The sequence below is a fragment of the Neptunomonas japonica DSM 18939 genome (assembly GCF_000422765.1).
Classification (GTDB): domain Bacteria; phylum Pseudomonadota; class Gammaproteobacteria; order Pseudomonadales; family Balneatricaceae; genus Neptunomonas; species Neptunomonas japonica.
This window is the reverse complement of the sequence record NZ_KE383917.1, coordinates 130,298-148,819: the sequence shown is the minus strand read 5'-3', so window position 1 is coordinate 148,819 and position 18,522 is coordinate 130,298. Positions and strand designations below refer to the sequence as shown.

The window sequence follows — 18,522 nt, the reverse complement described above, 5'->3', positions numbered from 1 at the left end:
AAAGCTTATCCGCGGAAGTAGCGCTGTTCTATAAACGGCATACGTGAAACACTCATTGGTAATTTTTTACCACGTACTTCAGCAAAGACCTGAGTATCTAGTTTGCTAAATGCTGTTTCTACATAGCCCATAGCAACGGGAGCTTCGATCGTAGGGCCGTAAGTACCACTAGTTACAATACCGATCTTGTTACCTTCAGCGTCAAATAGTTCGGCACCTTCACGAATGGGGGCACGTCCTTCACCTAATAAACCAACACGTTTGCGCGTCCAGTTTTTATTGGTGATTTGATCCAAGATTTTATCTGCACCAGGGAAGCCGCCGGCACGCTCACCAGTAGCGCGGCGACAAGGTGAGATAGCCCAAATCAAGCTACCTTCTAATGGCGTTGTAGAGTTGTCTAAATCGTGGCCGTACAAGCAAAGACCAGACTCTAAACGTAATGAGTCACGAGCGCCTAAGCCAATCGCTTCAATTTCCGGTTGATCTAAAAATAAGCGTACTAAACGATCAGTATCAGCAGAGGGGATGGAGATTTCGTATCCATCTTCACCGGTATAGCCTGAGCGTGAAATAATACAGTCAACGCCATCGATGCTTATTTCACGAGAATCCATAAATACCATACTAGCAACTTCTGGCTGAATACGTGCCAGTGCCGCCGCCGCTGTGGGGCCTTGAATAGCAATAAGTTCGCGATCATCTAATACCTCTAGTTCGATGCCATCGCCTAGGTTGGCGCGCATATGAGCAATATCTTGCTCTTTACAAGCCGCGTTAACAACGACATAGATCCAGTCGCCGTAGTTGGCAACCATGAGGTCATCCATGATGCCGCCATCGGTATTGGTGAACAGAGCATAACGCTGTTTACCTACAGGTAAATCAATAATATCAACAGGAACGAGTGTTTCTAGGGCGGCCGCAGCATTAGTGCCGGTCAGCTTTACCTGGCCCATGTGTGAAACATCAAATAAACCTGCTTGAGTGCGTGTGTGGAGATGTTCTTTTTTGACACCTAGCGGGTATTGAACAGGCATTTCGTAGCCCGCAAATGGCACCATTTTTGCGCCGAGCTCAACATGTAGGTCAAACAGAGCCGTTTTATTTAGATCACCTGATTGAATCTCAGCCATTTTATTTCTCCACAAATCTTTTAGTAAACAATATTGGGTTTATATAAGGGTATTGCTAAGTCGTCATTTGAATTGTTGCTTTAAGAGTAGTTAGCTGCCCCTTAAGCGTCTGCCATTGTTTGGCAGGAAAGTAGAGGGAGTGTGTGCTCCCTCTATGTATCATTTATAGCGAGTTAGCTGCTTTGCCGCGATTAAAAAACTCACGAGTCAGCTTGAACACAACTGGGCTAAGCAGTGCTAGCGCAATTAAGTTCGGGATAGCCATCATGGCATTCAATGTATCTGCTAGTAGCCAGATAAAATCTAGGCTTACACCTGCACCAATTGGTACAGCAAGGATCCAAAGAACACGGTATGGAGTAATTGCTTTAACACCAAATAGGAACTCAATACAGCGTTCGCCGTAGAAAGACCAACCGATAATGGTAGTGAAAGCAAAAATAGCCAGAGCAATAGCAACTAAGTAGTTACCTAAACCTGGTAGAGCCTGAGCGAATGCTGCGGAGGTTAATGCTGCCCCTGATACACCGGAAGTCCACTCACCTGATGTGATAATGACCAAACCAGTGATAGAGCAGATGATAAGTGTATCAATAAACGTACCCAGCATTGCTACCAAACCCTGACGAACTGGGTCTTTTGTTTGCGCTGCTGCGTGAGCGATAGGGGCAGAACCCAAACCTGCTTCGTTAGAGAAGATACCGCGAGCCACACCAAAACGGATAGCCATCCAAACAGCAGCACCTGCAAAACCACCTTCAGCGGCAGTACCTGTAAACGCATGAGTAAATACCAGGTCAAGAGCAGCCGGGATTGCGTCAGCGTTAATAGCCAAAACAACCAAGCCAGCACCTAGATAAGCGATAGCCATTAAAGGTACTAAAGCACCCGCAACACTACCAATACGCTTGATACCACCCACCAGTACTGCGCCTACCAGCACCATCATGATGATACCTGTTACCCAAATATTAACACCGAAGTTAGCATGTAAGACGTCGGCAACAGAGTTGGACTGTACCGTGTTGCCAATACCAAAGGCCGCAACAGCACCAAAGATAGCAAACATCGTACCTAACCAAGCCCATTTAGCCCCTAAGCCGTTTTTGATGTAGTACATCGGACCACCAACGTGACGGCCTTCTTCATCTACTTCACGGTATTTAACAGCGAGAACGGCTTCGGAGTATTTAGTAGCCATACCTACAAGTGCGGTGCACCACATCCAGAATAGAGCACCAGGTCCACCAAGGAATACGGCTGTTGCCACACCTGCGATGTTACCTGTACCTACGGTTGCAGAAAGAGCGGTCATAAGAGCTTGGAATGGTGATATTTCACCTTCTTTCTCTTCGCCTTTCTTAGTATTACGGCCCTCGAAAAGCAGCTTGAAGCCCGTTCCGAGTTTTAGGATAGGCATTAAACGCAACCCAAGCATCAGAAATAATCCGACACCTAGAATAAGAACCAACATCATTGGTCCCCATACGATGCTATTAATATCACCTATAAAGGAAGTTAGCATTTCCATCGATTTGTCACCTCACAATTTATTTTTATAGTCGACTGGTGAGTCCAGTTCTTTATTTGGAAACATATCTCTGTTTAGTGAAATAAGTTTCCAATAAGAAACGAATTTATCTTATCGGGATCGTGCATGCAACACTCAAATAGCAAACACGAGTGTTTGATTACGACCTTGATTTACCTATTTGCGGAGATAATCACGAAAAACTTAGATAAATCATATAGATGCTACATAAGAAAAAAAACATAAGTTTCCAATAGGAAATTTATTTTGATTTCAGGAAACAAAGTTGCTAATCTAAATTGAAATCAGTGGTTCAGAACCCCTTGTTGTTGGTATAACGATAAAAATAAAAGTGGAGACAGCACGATGGCGTTGAGTATTTTTGATCTGTTTAAAATTGGTATCGGGCCATCTTCTTCTCATACGGTAGGTCCGGTGGTTGCGGCTAATAGGTTTCTTGCAGAACTGCAAGAGCGCGCACAGCTAGATCAGGTAAGTTCTATTAAAGTCGGCTTGTATGGCTCGTTAGCTATGACAGGCAAGGGGCACGCGACAGATACCGCGGTAATGATCGGCTTGATGGGTGAGAAGCCAGATTTGGTTGACCCAAATAAAGTCTCTGACTATATAGAAGAGATTCGTACTTCTGGTGAGCTCAAGCTAGCAGGCCATAAAGTCATTCCTTTTGATAAAGAACAACATATCCCTTTTCATTTTGGGCTTTCACTGCCTAAGCATCCTAATGGTATGCGCTTTCAGGCGTTTGATGATGCCGGCATTATTCTACATGAAGGTATTTTCTATTCAGTAGGTGGTGGCTTTGTTCTCAGTGATGCTGAAACAGACGACAACGGCAAGGGTAATGCCGCTGTTGCGGTGAATTTGAAATACCCATTTGAGAACAGCTCACAACTTGTTACCTATGCTGAAGAAGCCGGTATAACGATTGCTGACGTTGTTATTCAGAACGAAGCGGCATGGCGCACCGAACAGGAGATCCATGATGGATTGATGCGCCTGTGGCAAGTAATGAATGACTGCATTAAACGTGGTTGCGAGCAAACCGGTGAGTTACCCGGAGGCTTAGGCATTAAGCGCCGGGCTCACGGTATGCGTCAAGAGCTGATTGAGAATCCGGAAAATAGCTTAAAAGATCAGCTAACCGTCATTGATTGGATCAACCTTTATGCAATGGCTGTTAATGAAGAAAATGCTGCCGGTGGCCGAGTAGTTACAGCACCAACTAATGGTGCGGCGGGTGTGATCCCAGCTGTTTTGGCTTACTACGTGCGTTTTGTGCCGGGTAGTAATGATGAAGGAATTAAGAAGTTCTTAGCCACGGCTGCTGCTATCGGCATGCTTTATAAGAAAAATGCTTCTATCTCTGCAGCAGAAGTCGGTTGTCAGGGTGAAATTGGCGTTGCTTGCTCTATGGCCGCTGGTGCTTTATGTGCAGTCATGGGTGGTGACAATCATCAAGTAGAAAATGCTGCTGAAATTGGCATGGAGCATAACCTCGGATTAACGTGTGACCCAATTGGCGGTTTAGTACAAGTACCTTGTATTGAGCGCAACACCATGGGGGCGCTTAAAGCAGTAAACGCATCGCGTTTAGCACTTCGGGGTACAGGTGAACAGCATGTCTCTTTGGATAGCGTTATCGAAACGATGCGCCAAACCGGGGTCGACATGCAGGATAAATACAAAGAAACATCGACAGGCGGTTTAGCTGTCAATGTCGTAGCGTGTTAATTAAAAACTTCAAACAAGAGAATAAAAATATGAGCCTTACTGATTTGTACAGCGATGCTGCACATGCTGACTTTTTTACTCGCGATCTTGCACAGAGCGATAGCGCTATTACGGCGGCAATCGATGAAGAGTTTCACCGTCAAGATAACCAGATTGAATTGATTGCTTCAGAAAATATCGTATCCAAAGCGGTTATGCAGGCACAAGGTACCGTACTGACTAACAAATACGCTGAAGGTTACCCGGGGCGTCGTTACTACGGTGGTTGTGAGTTTGTAGATAAAGTAGAAGCTTTGGCGATTGATCGCGCAAAACAATTATTTAACTGTGAATACATTAATGTGCAGCCTCATTCAGGTGCACAGGCTAATGGCGCGGTCTTTATGGCGCTATTACAGCCAGGCGATACTATTTTAGGCATGTCTTTAGATGCTGGTGGACACTTGACGCATGGTGCACGTCCGGCTCAATCTGGCAAATGGTTTAACGCTGTTCAGTACGGTGTTGCTGAAAATACTCTGCGAATCGATTATGATGCGGTTGAAAAATTAGCAGTTGAGTGTCAGCCAAAACTTATCGTTGCTGGTGGCTCTGCTATTCCACGTGAAATCGACTTCGCACGTTTTCGTGAAATAGCTGATAAAGTCGGTGCATACCTGATGGTAGACATGGCTCACATTGCTGGTTTAGTAGCGAGTGGCGCTCATCCTAGCCCGTTGCCACATGCGCATGTGGTAACAACAACTACGCATAAAACTTTGCGTGGGCCGCGTGGTGGTATGGTGCTATCGAACGACCTTGATTTAGGTAAGAAAATTAATTCTGCTGTTTTCCCAGGATTACAGGGCGGACCACTGATGCACGTTATCGCGGCTAAAGCGGTTGCTTTTGGTGAAGCGCTACAGCCTGAGTTTTCTGCTTATATTGATCGTGTCGTCGCTAACGCTAAAGTGTTGGCGCAAGTGATGATTGAGCGCGGTTGCGCTGTTGTAACTGACGGAACAGATACTCACTTGATGTTGGTTGACCTTCGCCCTAAAGGCTTGAAAGGTAATCAGGTTGAGGATGCACTAGAGCGTGCCGGCATTACGTGTAACAAAAATGGTATTCCGTTTGATTCTGAAAAACCGATGGTAACGTCGGGTATTCGTATAGGAACACCCGCAGGTACAACACGTGGTTTTGGTATAGAAGAATTTCGTCTGATTGGTAACCTGATCAATGACGTGCTGGATGGCCTTGTTGCCAACCCAGAAGGTAATGCAGAAGTAGAAGCGGCGGTATGTGCCCAGGTAACTGAGTTGTGCCAGCGTTTCCCGCTTTACCGTTAATAGCAGCATCACTAAGTAAGCATAAATTATTTAATAGACAGATGGGCTGGATAGGCAGCCCATTTGATACTGATTATTAAGATAGGAAATATCATCATGAGTAGTGTTCCAGCAAACTTAAAATATACAGCTTCACACGAATGGATTCTGGATAATGGTGACGGTACCGTGACTATCGGTATTACAGACCATGCTCAAGAATTATTAGGTGATGTCGTTTTTGTTGAAGTTCCTGAAGTTGGCCGCGCTGTTGAAAAAGGCGAAGAGTTCTCTTTGGTTGAATCCGTAAAAGCTGCATCTGATATTTATTCTCCTGTCACTGGTGAAGTAGTAGCCGTCAATGAATTACTGGAAGACTCACCTGAAACAATCAACGAATCTGCATTTGAAGATGGCTGGATAGCTAAAGTTAAGCTTTCTGACACATCTGAACTAGACGATATGCTAGATGCTGTAGCGTATGAAGCTAATGTAGGCGAAGAGGGGTAAGACGCACGTGGAAAAACGTACTCTGAGTGAACTCGAACAGAAAAATGATTTTACACGCCGTCATATTGGCCTTCAAGGTGAAGACCAGCAAGCGATGCTTGAAAGTCTTGGTGTCTCTTCTCTGGAAGAATTGATCACGCAAACCGTGCCTGATTCAATTCGTCTAGATGATGCGCTAGATATGGCTGATTCTGAAACAGAAGTAGAAGCACTGGCTTACCTGAAGTCATTAGCGGTGCAGAATAAGGTTAATAAATCTTACATTGGTATGGGCTATCACAATACGCTAGTACCGAATGTTATTCTGCGTAATGTGTTGGAAAATCCAGGTTGGTACACGGCTTACACGCCTTATCAGCCAGAGATCGCTCAGGGCCGTTTGGAATCATTGCTTAACTTCCAGCAAGTAGTAATGGATTTGACGGGTATGGACTTGGCAAATGCCTCCATGCTTGACGAAGCTACTGCTGCCGCTGAAGCAATGGCACTGTGCAAACGCTCTAACCGTAAGAAAACAAATACCTACTTTGTGGCTGACGATGTTCACCCGCAAACGATTGACGTTATCAAAACTCGTGCTGAATACTTTGGTTTTGATGTGGTGGTTGCACCGCATTCTGAACTGTCTGAGCATGATGTATTTGGTGCTCAGCTACAATACCCAGGTACGTTTGGTGACATTACAGATATCCAGTCACTGATCGCTAAAGCGAAAGAGCAAAAAGCGATGGTAGCGGTTGCCGCTGATCCTATGGCATTGGTTCTGCTTAAGTCACCTGGCGAGTTAGGTGCAGACGTTGTGTTGGGCTCTACTCAGCGCTTTGGCGTACCAATGGGCTTTGGTGGTCCGCACGCTGCCTTCTTTGCCTCTAGCGATAAGCTAAAGCGCTCTGTACCTGGTCGTATTATTGGTGTATCCGTTGATTCACGCGGTAACCAAGCACTACGTATGGCGATGCAAACACGCGAGCAGCACATACGCCGTGACAAAGCGACGTCAAACATCTGTACAGCACAAGCACTGCTAGCCAACATGGCAAGCTTCTACACGGTTTATCATGGCCCAGATGGCTTGAAAACTATTGCAGAGCGCATCCATCGTTTGACGGCTATTTTAGCCACTGGCTTAAAAAGTAAAGGTGTTCAGGGTAACGACAGCTACTTTGATACATTAACGCTGAACGTTGCTGGTAAGCAGGATGCTATTTATCAGTTAGCACTCGATAAAGGCTGTAACTTGCGCCGTATCGGTACTGATAAGTTAGGCGTTAGCTTGGACGAAACAACGACAGCTGCTGATGTAGCTGAGTTGTTTGATATCTTCCTAGGTGATGGCCACGGCCTAGAGGTTGCTGCTATTGATGCAGGTGTTGCCGCTGATGATACAGGTATTATTGATGCACAGCGTCGTGAAGATGCCATCTTGACGCATCCGGTATTTAACAGCTATCACTCTGAAACAGATATGCTGCGTTACCTGAAAAAGCTAGAAAACAAAGATTACTCATTGGTTCACGGTATGATCCCACTGGGTTCTTGTACCATGAAACTAAACGCAACTGCTGAGATGCTTCCTATCACATGGCCTGAATTTGCGAACATCCATCCGTTCGCACCTGATGATCAAGTACAGGGCTATCATGCAATGTTGCAGGAGCTTGAAGAGCAGCTAGTAGAAATTACGGGCTACGATAAAGTTTCTTTACAGCCTAACTCGGGTGCATCAGGCGAATACGCTGGCTTGCTAGCTATTCGTAAGTATCAGGAGTCTATTGGTGAAGGGCATCGTAATGTTTGCCTAATCCCATCATCAGCTCACGGTACTAACCCAGCCTCTGCTGCCATGATGGATATGAAAATCGTCGTCACTAAGTGTGATGAAAAAGGTAACGTTGATGTTGCTGATCTAGCTGAAAAAGCTGAACTGCATGCAGAAAACCTATCTACTCTGATGATTACATACCCATCAACTCACGGTATCTATGAAGAAGATATCGTTGAGATCTGCTCACTCATCCATAAGTTTGGTGGTCAGGTATACATGGACGGCGCCAACATGAACGCGCAGGTAGGTATTTCTAAGCCTGGCGTTATCGGCTCTGATGTATCACATCTAAACTTACATAAAACCTTTGCTATCCCACATGGCGGTGGTGGTCCTGGTATGGGTCCTATTGGCGTTAAAAGCCATTTGGCACCTTTCCTGCCAAACCATAAGGTAACAGCAGTACAGGGTTCTGAGTCTAACGTGGGTGCTGTTTCTGCTACTCCGTATGGTTCAGGTGCAATCTTGCCAATCAGCTATATGTATAACCGTATGCTGGGTAAATCAGGTCTTAAAGCGTCCACAGAGAATGCCATTCTGGGTGCAAACTATATGACCGAGAAGCTGGCTGAGCATTATCCGATTCTTTTCCGTGGCCGTAATAACAAAGTTGCACATGAATGTATCGTTGATATTCGCCCAATCAAAGAAGCATCGGGTATCACAGAAGAAGATATCGCTAAGCGTCTGATGGACTATGGTTTCCATGCGCCAACGATGTCTTTCCCAGTGGCAGGCACCTTGATGATTGAACCAACTGAATCCGAATCTAAGGCTGAGCTGGACCGCTTCATTGAAGCCATGGTCATGATTCGTCAGGAAGTTGAAAAAGTACAAAGCGGTGAGTGGACATTAGAAGATAATCCGCTGCACAACGCACCACATACAATGGCTGATATCACAGCTGCTGAGTGGGGCCGTGCATACTCTCGCGAAGAGGCTGTATTCCCTACGGCATCAACACGCCAGAACAAGTTCTGGCCTGCTGTAAACCGTGTGGATAACGTATACGGCGATCGTAACTTTATCTGCTCTTGCCCAGGTATTGAAACATACCAGGACTAAGCGCAAACCGATTACTTGTTTTGTTCCATTTCAAGTAACCATCGGGAGCGATGTAAAATACTTTTAAAGCAAAAGACCTTTAGCGGCTATCACCTTTGGTGATAGCCGTTTTTTTATATGAAAGGCGCAATGTTTTTTATAGCACGCTCTACGTATTCTTCTTTCTCACCTACAGGTGCTACATAGTGAATCGCATCTTTTGCGGCTTCTAGCCCTTCTAAGCGAGCAATCATCCACACCGCAAGGTATTGTGATGCAAGGCATCCGCCTGCAGTTGCGATATTTCCTTTTGCAAAAAATGCCTGATTCAACACCTCAATGCCGGCTTCTTGTACCCAGGGTTTAGTGGTTAGGTCGGTACATGCCGGTATCTCATTTAACAGACCTAGCTTGGCGAGGAGCAGGGTGCCAGAGCATTGTGCTGCTAACAGCTGTCTTGATGGATCTAGTTGTAGTTGTGCCATGAGTGATTCATCAGCAGCAACATCACGTGTTTTCATACCGCTGCCAATAATAACGGCATCAGCAGAGCTTGCCTCACTCAGCGATACGTGGCGCTCAATGATTACGCCATTCATCGATTCAACATGCGGCGTTGGGCTGGCAATAGATACACGCCAGTCTGGTTTTTTAATGCGATTTAAGATGCCAAGAGCAATCAGTGAGTCGAGTTCGTTATAGCCATCAAACGTTAGAATTGCGATATGCATAGTGTGGTTACCTCGTTTAACAATAGTTATTTATTATTTTGAACAAGTAGCGATGAGGTATTGTATCGCCTAGAATCATGACAATAAAATTATTGTCATGGATACATTTTTAATGGCTAACGCAAAATATAAACGCTTGGTGGATGCTTTTGCTGTTGATATCCGAACCGGTGATCTTCCCCCTGGCTCACGCTTGCCGACTCACCGCCAGCTTGCCGCCAAAGAGAGCATCGCCTTAGTGACAGCCTCGCGGGTGTATGCTGAGTTAGAAAGTATGGGCTTGGTGAGTGGCGAAACGGGTCGCGGGACGTTTGTAAGAGAAACCGCATTAGCGCTGAGTAACGGTATAGATCAGCCATCCTCAACAGAAGGTATGATCGACCTTAATTTCAACTCAGCATCGTTACCTAGCCAGGCAGAGCTATTGCGTGGCGCCTTGCGACAGCTGGCATCATCCGGTGATTTGGAAGCATTATTGCACTATCAGCCGCATGCCGGACGTAAGCATGAACGTGCAACTGTAGCGCGTCACTTGGAGTGTAGAGGGCTTTCGGTTGATGCTGAGCAGGTGTTAATTGTGAGCGGCGCGCAACATGGGCTGGCGGCAACGGTCATGACATTATTAAATCCTGGCGATGTGGTTGCTACAGATGCTCTTATTTACCCTGGTTTTAAAGTGCTGGCAGATGTGCACCGGCTAGAGCTTTTGTCTATTCCTGTATCTGATCCAGAGCAAGGCTTAGGTTACGGCCCTGATCTGGACGCATTAGAACAGCTCTGCCAGAGCCGGCGAGTTCGGGCTGTCTATGCCATGCCGACACTACACAATCCTCTTGGGTGGGTGATGAGCTTGGCACAGCGTAAGAGATTGATCTCTATTGCCCGCCAGCACGACTTGCTTATCATCGAAGATGCTGCTTATGCTTTTCTGGCTGAGAATCCGCCCGCGCCTTTAGCTACATTAGCTCCAGATATCACTGTTTATGTTTCTGGAATTTCGAAAAGTATTGCTACCGGTTTGCGCGTAGGTTTTGTGACAGCACCATTAAAATGGGTGCCTAAAATAGAACGCACTATTCGAGCAACCACCTGGAATACTCCAGGGCTGATGACAGCACTGGCTTGTGGTTGGATAACCGACGGTACGGTCATGCGTTTAGAATCAGAAAAGCGCCAAGATGCAATGCTCAGGCAGGCAATGGCCAGAGAAATTCTGCAAGGGATGGATTACGTCAGTCATCCTGCTTCCTATTTTATCTGGCTGCCACTGCCTGAAGAGGTGAGGGCAGATCAAATAGTGATGGAGCTACTGCGATCAAATATCTCTGTTTCTACAGCAGAGCCATTTGCTACTTCAGAGCATGTGCCACATGCGATACGCTTAGCTCTTGGTTCCGTTGATCTGGATGTGCTGCAGGTGGCATTAACGAAAGTACGTGAGGTGATTGATAATTATGCCTACTGAGTGCTGTAAGCTACAGCGCGTCAATCCCGGCGTGCTTGTCCTGGGCCAATGCCCATTACACGCTTAAATGCCTTGGAAAAAGATGACTCGCTTTCATAACCGCAGCGTAAAGCGGCATCTAAGGTGGTGATTCCATCATCAGCGAGCCAGCGATAGGCTTGAGTCATGCGCCACTGTGTTAAGTAGTCCATCGGTGATTGTTCAACAACCTCTTTAAACAGATTAGAAAAGGCCGAACGCGACATAGAGGCTGCACTGGCAAGATCATCCAAACTTAAACGTTGGCTGCAGTCTTGCTGGTGTATTAATTCCATAGCGATATTAAGCTGGGGATGAGCAAAGGCTGCAAATACACCGTTGCTAACATCAAGATGGCTTCTCACCAATAAATAAAACAGGCAGTCAGCTAGGCGGTTTAGAAGCACATTAGTATGCTGGTTTGATCCGCGTGACTCCTCCAAAATTAATTCAACAATGCGGCCCATAGCATCCTTGTCATTGTGTCGTACCACAATTAACTTGGGCATTTGCGTCACTAGCTTTTCAAATACGGGGTGCTGGTGTGCAAAGTTTCCGCAGACCAAACCCGTCGATTCATCCTCTACGGCTTGTGTCATGGGCAAGGCTTGGCTTGTGTTTACCGTAAGGTTGCTGCTGAGTAGGTTAGTGACACAGTGCTGCGCATCAGAGGGCATAAATACGGCATCGCCTTCGTTTAGCTCAATAGCCTCGCCATCAAACTTAAAAAAGCACTTTCCTTTAGAAACCACATGAAATGTCATTTTCTGTGATCCCGAGGTATCTACCGCCCAGTCGCCGCAGTACTGGCCATTGTGATGCACATTAGCTTCAATTTTTAAGGTATCAAGTAATTGGTTTATAGCATTCATAGACGATCGGACATAACTCTTGGTAAATCGAACCTATTGATTGATGCAGGATTCTTTAAAATTCAGTTCATCAAGACTGTGTGCTTGTTTAGCAAAAACTAACTCTAACTCACAATGCAAAATAGGACTACAACAATGAAACTCTCATCTATCCTAGCTCCACTCAAAACCCTAGCATTGCTAGCTGCTTTCTCTATCAGTAGCATCAGTTTTGCGGGTGTCGAAGTTCAAACGGACGAAAACAACGTAACGCTAGCAGGGCACGATGCTGTTGCCTATTTTACTGAAAATGCACCTGTCGAAGGTAGCTCAAACATCAGTTCAATCCACAACGGCGCTATCTACCATTTCTCATCAGTAGCAAACCGCGATACGTTTAACGCTAACCCAGAGAAATATGCTCCACAGTTTGGCGGTTACTGCGCATATGGTACATCACTAGGTAAAAAGTTCGCGATTGATGGTAAAGCGTTTGAATTGATTGACGGTAAATTGTACGTACAGAAAAGTGAAGTAGTACAAGAAGTGTGGTCTGAAAACACCAATGCTAATTTGGCAGCCGCTAACAAAAACTGGCCAAAAATCAAAAATGTAGCAGCTAACGAACTATAAGCTTTCAATACCTTTATAGATCAGCTAAAACTGAAGCGGCATACGGTATAAATCGTGTGCCGCTTTTTTAATAAGAAGAATTAGGTGTATTGTCAGGATCTATCTCGCCATACACCTCTTCAGGATCAACATCGTTGATCAGCAAAGTCTCTCTCACTTTTTCAATATGTTCCAGCACCGCTTCATAGCGATCACCGTATTCATACTTAGTCACTTCAATTGCTTTAGGCATATAGGTAAAAGCAATCTTGAGTGCTAGCAAAGCATCTTCATTTATTTTATCGGTCATAGTGATTTCCGTTTATTGTAGTCGTAAATAATGTATCATTTATCTGTTAAGTCGGCTCAATTTTTACGATCTTGATTATCATAGGTTAATCGATAATTTCTATTGTTCAGCAGGCCTAATAAAAAGAGTGTTGTGAAGGCTTTCTGAAAAACTTTGAATAAAAGCTTTTAGTAGGGCATGAAATATATTTAAACAGCCTCTATCTGCAACAACCCTCTACCACGCTCTTGCACTTGCTGTGTGAGCTCGTGAACCGCCGTTGCCGTGATGCTAATTTTAAGCGTTACGGATTCTGCATATTGGCTGTCGATTACTAGTGTATCAAAGCTATGTAATATGGCATCCACTGTTGATGAGAGCGTATAGGGGTAGGTAAGCTCAACAGTTGCTCTGGGGTGTACTTCTTCAAATTTTGCCTGTGCTATCGCTTCTTTTACGCTGGTGGAGTAGGCGCGTACCAAGCCGCCGGTGCCCAGCTTTATGCCACCAAAAAAGCGTGTAACGATTACACAGGCTTCGCCCACGTTATTGCCTTGCAGGACATTAAACATCGGCTTGCCTGCCGTGCCGGAAGGCTCTCCGTCATCACTGTAACCAAAGCCATCTTCTGCGTGGGGTGTGCTGGTAATAAATGCGCTGCAGTGGTGGTTAGCAGATGGGGTGGTTGCTTTTGCTAGCTGTATACAAGCGCGCGCTGCTGCCACAGTCGATAGCGGTGTGATAGATACATAAAATCGGCTCTTTTTAATTTCATATAGCGTTTCGGTGGTTGCTATGGGTTTTAGGTAAAAAGAGTCAGCCAATGCAAGATTCCATCTGGTTGATCACTAAGGTTATAGAAGTAAGCGCTTAAATATAGTGGTTAATGATATCAGAGTCTTTCTTGTTACTTGGTATGTGACGCTCGCTTTAAATGAATTTATGCGCCTTGCTACGGTCTAATTTTGCATCCTTGGTATTGCACGATGTTTGAAAAACATTTGTAAAGGTTTTATGAAGAGCTGGATAAGGAGTGAAGCATGGATACGGTAAAGCACAATCTTACTAATCTGTTTCTTCAGCTGGGTTTGGCTGCAGAAGAAAATGATATTGAATTATTTATTAGTAGCCACTCTGTGGATGAAGGTATCTCCCTTGAAGAGGCTGTTTTCTGGACACAAGGACAGGCCCAGTTTATAAAAGAGAGCCGGGAAAATGATGCGGATTGGTCAGATATGGTTGATGAGCTTGATGCGTTGTTGCGTGAAGACAGGTAGCAGGTTAAGGTTTGTTGAGTTACGCATGATTGTTTAGAAAGTTGTTTGAAATATCGCTTGGAATACAGTGTTAAATATTAGGACAGTGAATGAATAAGATATATATCGCTCTAGTGGCTATCGTTTTAACGGCTGCTGTGTCGGGTTGTAGCACGGTTGAAGGGATTGGTAAGGATCTCAAAAAAGGCGGAGCTGCAATCGAGAAAGCTTCTAAAAGCTAGCCAGTATTGTTAATAAAAAGGGTGCCTGTTGGCACCCTTTTTTTGTGGCAAATTCAAGACTCACCGTTAAGGGTTAAAGCTCAGTCATTAATCAACAAGATGACTAGGTCTTTAGGTCCGTGAGCACCCATTTGTAGTGTTTGTTCAATATCGGCACTACGTGAAGGGCCAGTAATCATATTAACGGTACGTGGTAGGTCGCCTTTGGTTTTATCACGTAGTTTTTGCCAAGCATCTTCGTAGGGTCCAACAATGTCAGATCTTTTCAAAATGACAAAATGGTTGTCAGGTAAAAAGTTCAGTGTGGTTGGGCTGGTTGCTCCTGAATGCAGCATAAGTGTGCCTGTTTCAGCAATGCCAGCAAAGCTGGTGGTTAAGCTGGCAGCATCGCCTATTTCTGCAACGCGCTGTACGCAAGTAAGATTGGTAGCACTGCTCCAGTCAAGTGAAGTGATTTCTTCATCGCTGGCGGTTACTAGCGTGTCGATCTGCTGGTCTTGTAACCAATTAGCACAGGTTTTAGGAACGTCGTTAATGCTCTCTAATTGATATATCTGGGCGGCGGCTTCTGTCGCCATTTCAACAAAGAGGGCTATCTGTTGTTCGTGTGGTAGCTGCGCGCGTTGTGGCACTATGTTACGCGCATGTTTGTTGATCCGGTTGGTAACGGCTTGTTTTTGGTCTTGTGTGGCTTCACCACGTTTTAGGCCACGGCGAATGTTGCCAAGAATTTCTGTTCTACTCATAACATATCCTCCGTTAGCGCTGTTTACGTGATTTATATTGAGACATAAAGGTTTTGCCTCTGGGTGCTGGCATATCTCGGCCATCGGTCCAGCCGCCTGCCAGAGGAATTTTCTTGATATGGCCTTTTTTACCAGCCATAACACGTAAAAATAGATTGGAGCTAATAGAGAGTAGGCGGTACAGCGTTGGACGTTTAGCAAAGAACGCCCAGCCGCCAATACCCCAGCGTACTGCTTTAGGGCTCAAATGCTTGGAGAACTCATCTTCACGCCAATGGCGCATCAGCTTAGGCAAAGGGATACGTACCGGGCAGACCGATTCGCATTTTCCGCAAAATGTTGAGGCGTTAGGCAGTAACCCTGCCTCTTCAATACCAATCATTTTCGGGGTTAGCACTGAACCCATTGGACCAGGGTAAACCCATCCGTAGCTGTGCCCACCAATAGCACCGTAAACCGGGCAGTGGTTCATACAAGCTGAGCAGCGAATACAGCGCAGCATCTCTTGGAACTCACTACCTACCATTTCACTACGGCCGTTATCGACTAGGACCACGTGGAAGTTTTCGGGTCCGTCCTGATCTCCTGCTCTACGTGGTCCTGTCGATAAGGTGTTGTACACGGTAAATTCTTGCCCGGTTGCTGAGCGAGCTAGCAAGCGCAGGAAGAGTGTCATGTCTTCAAGTGTTGGAACTACTTTTTCAATAGAGGTCACAACAATGTGTGTTTTAGGTAATGTTTGCGTTAAGTCGCCGTTACCTTCATTGGTGACAATAATGGTGGAGCCGGTTTCGGCGACTAAAAAGTTAGCACCGGTAATGCCGACATCAGCGCCGGCAAATTTCTCGCGAAGCATTTCGCGCGCTTCTTGCATCAATACTTTAGGGTCGCTCGATTTAGGGCGCTTGTGCTTTTCATGAAAGATTTCAGATACATCTTCCAAATTCAGATGAATGGCTGGGGCGATAATGTGACTAGGGTGATCGCCACGTAGCTGTAAAATATATTCACCTAAATCTGTCTCGATAGGCTCTACGCCGTTCTTTTCTAAGTAGTCGTTAAGGTTGATCTCTTCAGAGACCATCGACTTGCCTTTGGTGACTGTTTTTGCGTCTACTTCTTCACAGATATCTAAAATCTTTTTGCAGGCATCTTCAGGTGTACGACACCAATGCACATGCCCACCATTTTTGATGACGTTCGCTTCAAACTGTTCTAAATATATGTCTAGGTTTTCAAGTATGTGGTTTTTTAGAGCGGTACCTTCATCACGGAGTTGTTCAAACTCAGGCATGCGGGCAACGGCAGTCGAGCGTTTAACAGGAAAACCTTCTTTAAGGTTGCCTAATGCTTTTTGTAAGCCGGCATCGTGTAAGGCAATGCGCGCGTTTTCTTTAAATGCAGGGCTAGTGATTTGCATGACTGTATCTCCTATGCCGGTTGGCCAAGTTCGTAATCGGCATCGCCAATAGCGGGCTCATCAGTCATGCCTGCAAGTACTTCTACGATGTGACGTGTTTCAATTTTGTGGCCTTGGCGTTTGAGCTTACCTGCCATGTTGAGTAAACAGCCTAAATCACCACCTAATAAGGTAGTAGCACCAGAATCAACAATGTTTGATGTTTTGTTTTCTACCATGCGGTTGGAAATATCAGGGTATTTGACGCAAAAAGTACCGCCAAAACCACAGCACGTCTCGGACTCTTCCATCTCGTTAAGCGTTAAGTTAGCAACCTTGGCGAGTAGTTTACGCGGTTGCTGTTTAACGCCAAGTTCACGTAAACCTGCGCAAGAATCGTGATAGGTGGCTTTTGCATCGTATTTGCTAAGAATCGTGTTGAAGTCCAGCACATCTGTAAGAAACGAGGTGATCTCAAATGCTCGCTTTTTTAGATCTTCAGCTCGGGCTTTCCAAGGGTCGCTCTCATCAAAGAGTTCAGTGTAGTGATGCAGCATACCAATGCACGATCCTGATGGACCGACAACATATTCGTAACCATCAAAGGCTTGGATTGTCTGACGGGCAATGTCTTGTGTTGATTTCTTATCACCCGAGTTAAAAGCGGGTTGTCCGCAGCAGGTTTGTGCTTCTGGAACAGAGACTTTGCAGCCAGCGTTTTCGAGAAGTTTAATGGTTGCAAAACCGATGCTAGGGCGAAACATGTCGACCAGACAAGTGACAAACAGGCCAACCTTAATTGGCTTTTCGGGTGCGTGCATGGTGTTTACCTGAGGTTCTTGTTCGTTAATTTTTATATTTAATACGGTGCTTGTATGCCTACAAAGATAGGCAAAGTACTGTACAAAATATATGCTACGTTAAGAACTGGTCTGACCAAGGATGTGCTTGGTATATTAAAGAGGTAAAGATGGGCGAAGAACTAGCTAGCAAGGAGTCGCTAATAACTGTGCTCACTAAAAAGCAGCAACTCGACCGCTTTCTGCGACAAGAAATTGTCTCGGGCAGTATTATCCCGGGTCAGGTGTTGCCATCTCAGCGCCAGTTGGTTGATGAGTTTTCCTTGGCTCGCTCCAGCGTCAGAGAGGTCGTTCAGCAGTTGGAATTAGACGGCTTAATTTCAACAGCACACGGCGGTAGAAGCATTTGTCAAAATGTAATGGCGCAATATATTGATATGCCAGTAGAAGGGGTGGGGGATAATCTCGCTTTTCAGCTTCAGGTAATGGAAGCGCGCGCTTTTCTAGAAGGAGAGGCTGCATACTTTGCAGCGTTACGTGCCACTGATCAGCAGTTAGAGGATATTGCCCGAGAATTTGAAAGGATGCAGGTTCGTAGTAAAGGGCTCACTACATTAGATAAAGCTAAAGCGGATTTGCGTTTTCATACGATGATTGCGGAGTCTAGCCACCATGTATTGATTACATCCTTTAGTCAGCTATTTTATAACCGCTATTTTAATGCCATTTATGGGGTGCTCAATCGAACCTTAATCAAATTTGGCCGTTACCCAGATGGGATTCGCATGCAGCATGAGCTTATTTATCAGGCACTGCATAAAAGAGACGCCGAGCAAGCTAAAAAAATGGCTTCTGAGCATGTCCTTTACACGAGAAATTTGCTCGAAAGTACTGATTAGTAGAGTTTTTAAGCGTTTGTGCATAGCAATATTAGTTAAATTTGATAAAATGCGCGTCCAGCGTTGCGTACCTAGTTTGTACGATACGTTTAACACATTGATATAG

The 18,522-nt window shown here is 45.3% G+C and carries 18 protein-coding genes; 9 read left to right on the top strand and 9 right to left on the bottom strand.

Translation table 11 applies throughout. The features are described 5' to 3' along the window. Positions 1-5 precede the first annotated feature (5 nt). Together gcvT and G511_RS0121175 are read right to left on the bottom strand one after the other, a co-directional pair. Complete coding sequence (gene gcvT / locus G511_RS0121180; protein ID WP_028471421.1) at positions 6-1,136, bottom strand: glycine cleavage system aminomethyltransferase GcvT; 1,131 nt, start codon at positions 1,134-1,136, stop codon at positions 6-8. Between the two features lie 163 nt (positions 1,137-1,299). Next, entirely contained in the window at positions 1,300-2,667 is a 1,368-nt protein-coding gene (locus G511_RS0121175; RefSeq protein ID WP_028471420.1) for an alanine/glycine:cation symporter family protein, read from the bottom strand. 366 nt (positions 2,668-3,033) lie between these two features. Between G511_RS0121175 and G511_RS0121170 the strand changes: the two genes are divergently transcribed. From G511_RS0121170 to gcvP, 4 genes are all read left to right on the top strand, one after another. Further along, complete coding sequence (locus G511_RS0121170) at positions 3,034-4,419, top strand: L-serine ammonia-lyase (protein WP_028471419.1); 1,386 nt, start codon at positions 3,034-3,036, stop codon at positions 4,417-4,419. A gap of 29 nt (positions 4,420-4,448) precedes the next feature. Then, positions 4,449-5,750 (top strand): serine hydroxymethyltransferase, encoded by a 1,302-nt coding sequence (locus G511_RS0121165; RefSeq protein WP_028471418.1) that lies wholly within the window; start codon positions 4,449-4,451, stop codon positions 5,748-5,750. Positions 5,751-5,846: 96 nt separating this feature from the next. After that, positions 5,847-6,239 carry a glycine cleavage system protein GcvH gene (gcvH, locus tag G511_RS0121160; protein WP_028471417.1) on the top strand — a complete coding sequence of 131 codons (393 nt, stop codon included), beginning with the start codon at positions 5,847-5,849 and terminating at the stop codon, positions 6,237-6,239. Positions 6,240-6,246: 7 nt separating this feature from the next. Then, a complete protein-coding gene (gene gcvP / locus G511_RS0121155) occupies positions 6,247-9,129 on the top strand; it encodes an aminomethyl-transferring glycine dehydrogenase (protein ID WP_028471416.1) in 2,883 nt (960 codons plus the stop codon). Positions 9,130-9,242: 113 nt separating this feature from the next. Here the strand turns inward: gcvP and G511_RS0121150 are convergent, their stop codons facing one another. Then, entirely contained in the window at positions 9,243-9,839 is a 597-nt protein-coding gene (locus G511_RS0121150; protein ID WP_028471415.1) for a DJ-1/PfpI family protein, read from the bottom strand. Positions 9,840-9,951: 112 nt separating this feature from the next. Between G511_RS0121150 and G511_RS0121145 the strand changes: the two genes are divergently transcribed. Beyond that, the gene (locus G511_RS0121145) at positions 9,952-11,304 is read left to right on the top strand and encodes an aminotransferase-like domain-containing protein (RefSeq protein ID WP_028471414.1); all 1,353 of its coding nucleotides are present in this window, start codon (positions 9,952-9,954) and stop codon (positions 11,302-11,304) included. Positions 11,305-11,324: 20 nt separating this feature from the next. On the opposite strand, the gene G511_RS0121140 is transcribed toward G511_RS0121145, so the two are convergent. After that, positions 11,325-12,194 (bottom strand): AraC family transcriptional regulator, encoded by an 870-nt coding sequence (locus G511_RS0121140; protein WP_028471413.1) that lies wholly within the window; start codon positions 12,192-12,194, stop codon positions 11,325-11,327. 135 nt (positions 12,195-12,329) lie between these two features. Here G511_RS0121140 and G511_RS0121135 point away from each other — a divergent pair, with 135 nt between their 5' ends. Next, positions 12,330-12,806 (top strand): YHS domain-containing (seleno)protein, encoded by a 477-nt coding sequence (locus G511_RS0121135; protein ID WP_036552642.1) that lies wholly within the window; start codon positions 12,330-12,332, stop codon positions 12,804-12,806. Between the two features lie 67 nt (positions 12,807-12,873). On the opposite strand, the gene G511_RS0121130 is transcribed toward G511_RS0121135, so the two are convergent. Beyond that, positions 12,874-13,095: a hypothetical protein gene (locus G511_RS0121130; RefSeq protein ID WP_028471411.1), complete on the bottom strand. Its 222-nt coding sequence runs from the start codon at positions 13,093-13,095 to the stop codon at positions 12,874-12,876. Between the two features lie 188 nt (positions 13,096-13,283). Next, complete coding sequence (locus G511_RS0121125; protein ID WP_051222321.1) at positions 13,284-13,898, bottom strand: YigZ family protein; 615 nt, start codon at positions 13,896-13,898, stop codon at positions 13,284-13,286. A 216-nt stretch (positions 13,899-14,114) separates the two neighbouring features. On the opposite strand from G511_RS0121125, the gene G511_RS0121120 reads away from it, so the two are divergent. Both G511_RS0121120 and G511_RS0121115 read left to right on the top strand, forming a co-directional pair. Then, positions 14,115-14,351, top strand: coding sequence for a DUF2789 family protein (locus G511_RS0121120; protein WP_028471409.1), 237 nt, complete (start codon positions 14,115-14,117; stop codon positions 14,349-14,351). An 89-nt stretch (positions 14,352-14,440) separates the two neighbouring features. Next, positions 14,441-14,572, top strand: a complete 132-nt coding sequence (locus tag G511_RS0121115) for an entericidin A/B family lipoprotein (RefSeq protein ID WP_028471408.1) — start codon at positions 14,441-14,443, stop codon at positions 14,570-14,572. 80 nt (positions 14,573-14,652) lie between these two features. Here G511_RS0121115 and G511_RS0121110 read toward each other — a convergent pair whose 3' ends face one another. Genes G511_RS0121110 through G511_RS0121100 form a run of 3 tightly spaced genes read right to left on the bottom strand, consistent with a single transcriptional unit; the run spans position 14,653 to position 17,538 of the window. After that, entirely contained in the window at positions 14,653-15,318 is a 666-nt protein-coding gene (locus G511_RS0121110) for a LutC/YkgG family protein (protein ID WP_028471407.1), read from the bottom strand. 13 nt (positions 15,319-15,331) lie between these two features. Then, positions 15,332-16,738, bottom strand: coding sequence for a LutB/LldF family L-lactate oxidation iron-sulfur protein (locus tag G511_RS0121105; RefSeq protein ID WP_028471406.1), 1,407 nt, complete (start codon positions 16,736-16,738; stop codon positions 15,332-15,334). Positions 16,739-16,749: 11 nt separating this feature from the next. After that, complete coding sequence (locus G511_RS0121100) at positions 16,750-17,538, bottom strand: (Fe-S)-binding protein (protein ID WP_028471405.1); 789 nt, start codon at positions 17,536-17,538, stop codon at positions 16,750-16,752. Between the two features lie 149 nt (positions 17,539-17,687). On the opposite strand from G511_RS0121100, the gene G511_RS0121095 reads away from it, so the two are divergent. Continuing rightward, entirely contained in the window at positions 17,688-18,416 is a 729-nt protein-coding gene (locus tag G511_RS0121095; RefSeq protein WP_084629186.1) for a FadR/GntR family transcriptional regulator, read from the top strand. Positions 18,417-18,522: the final 106 nt, after the last annotated feature.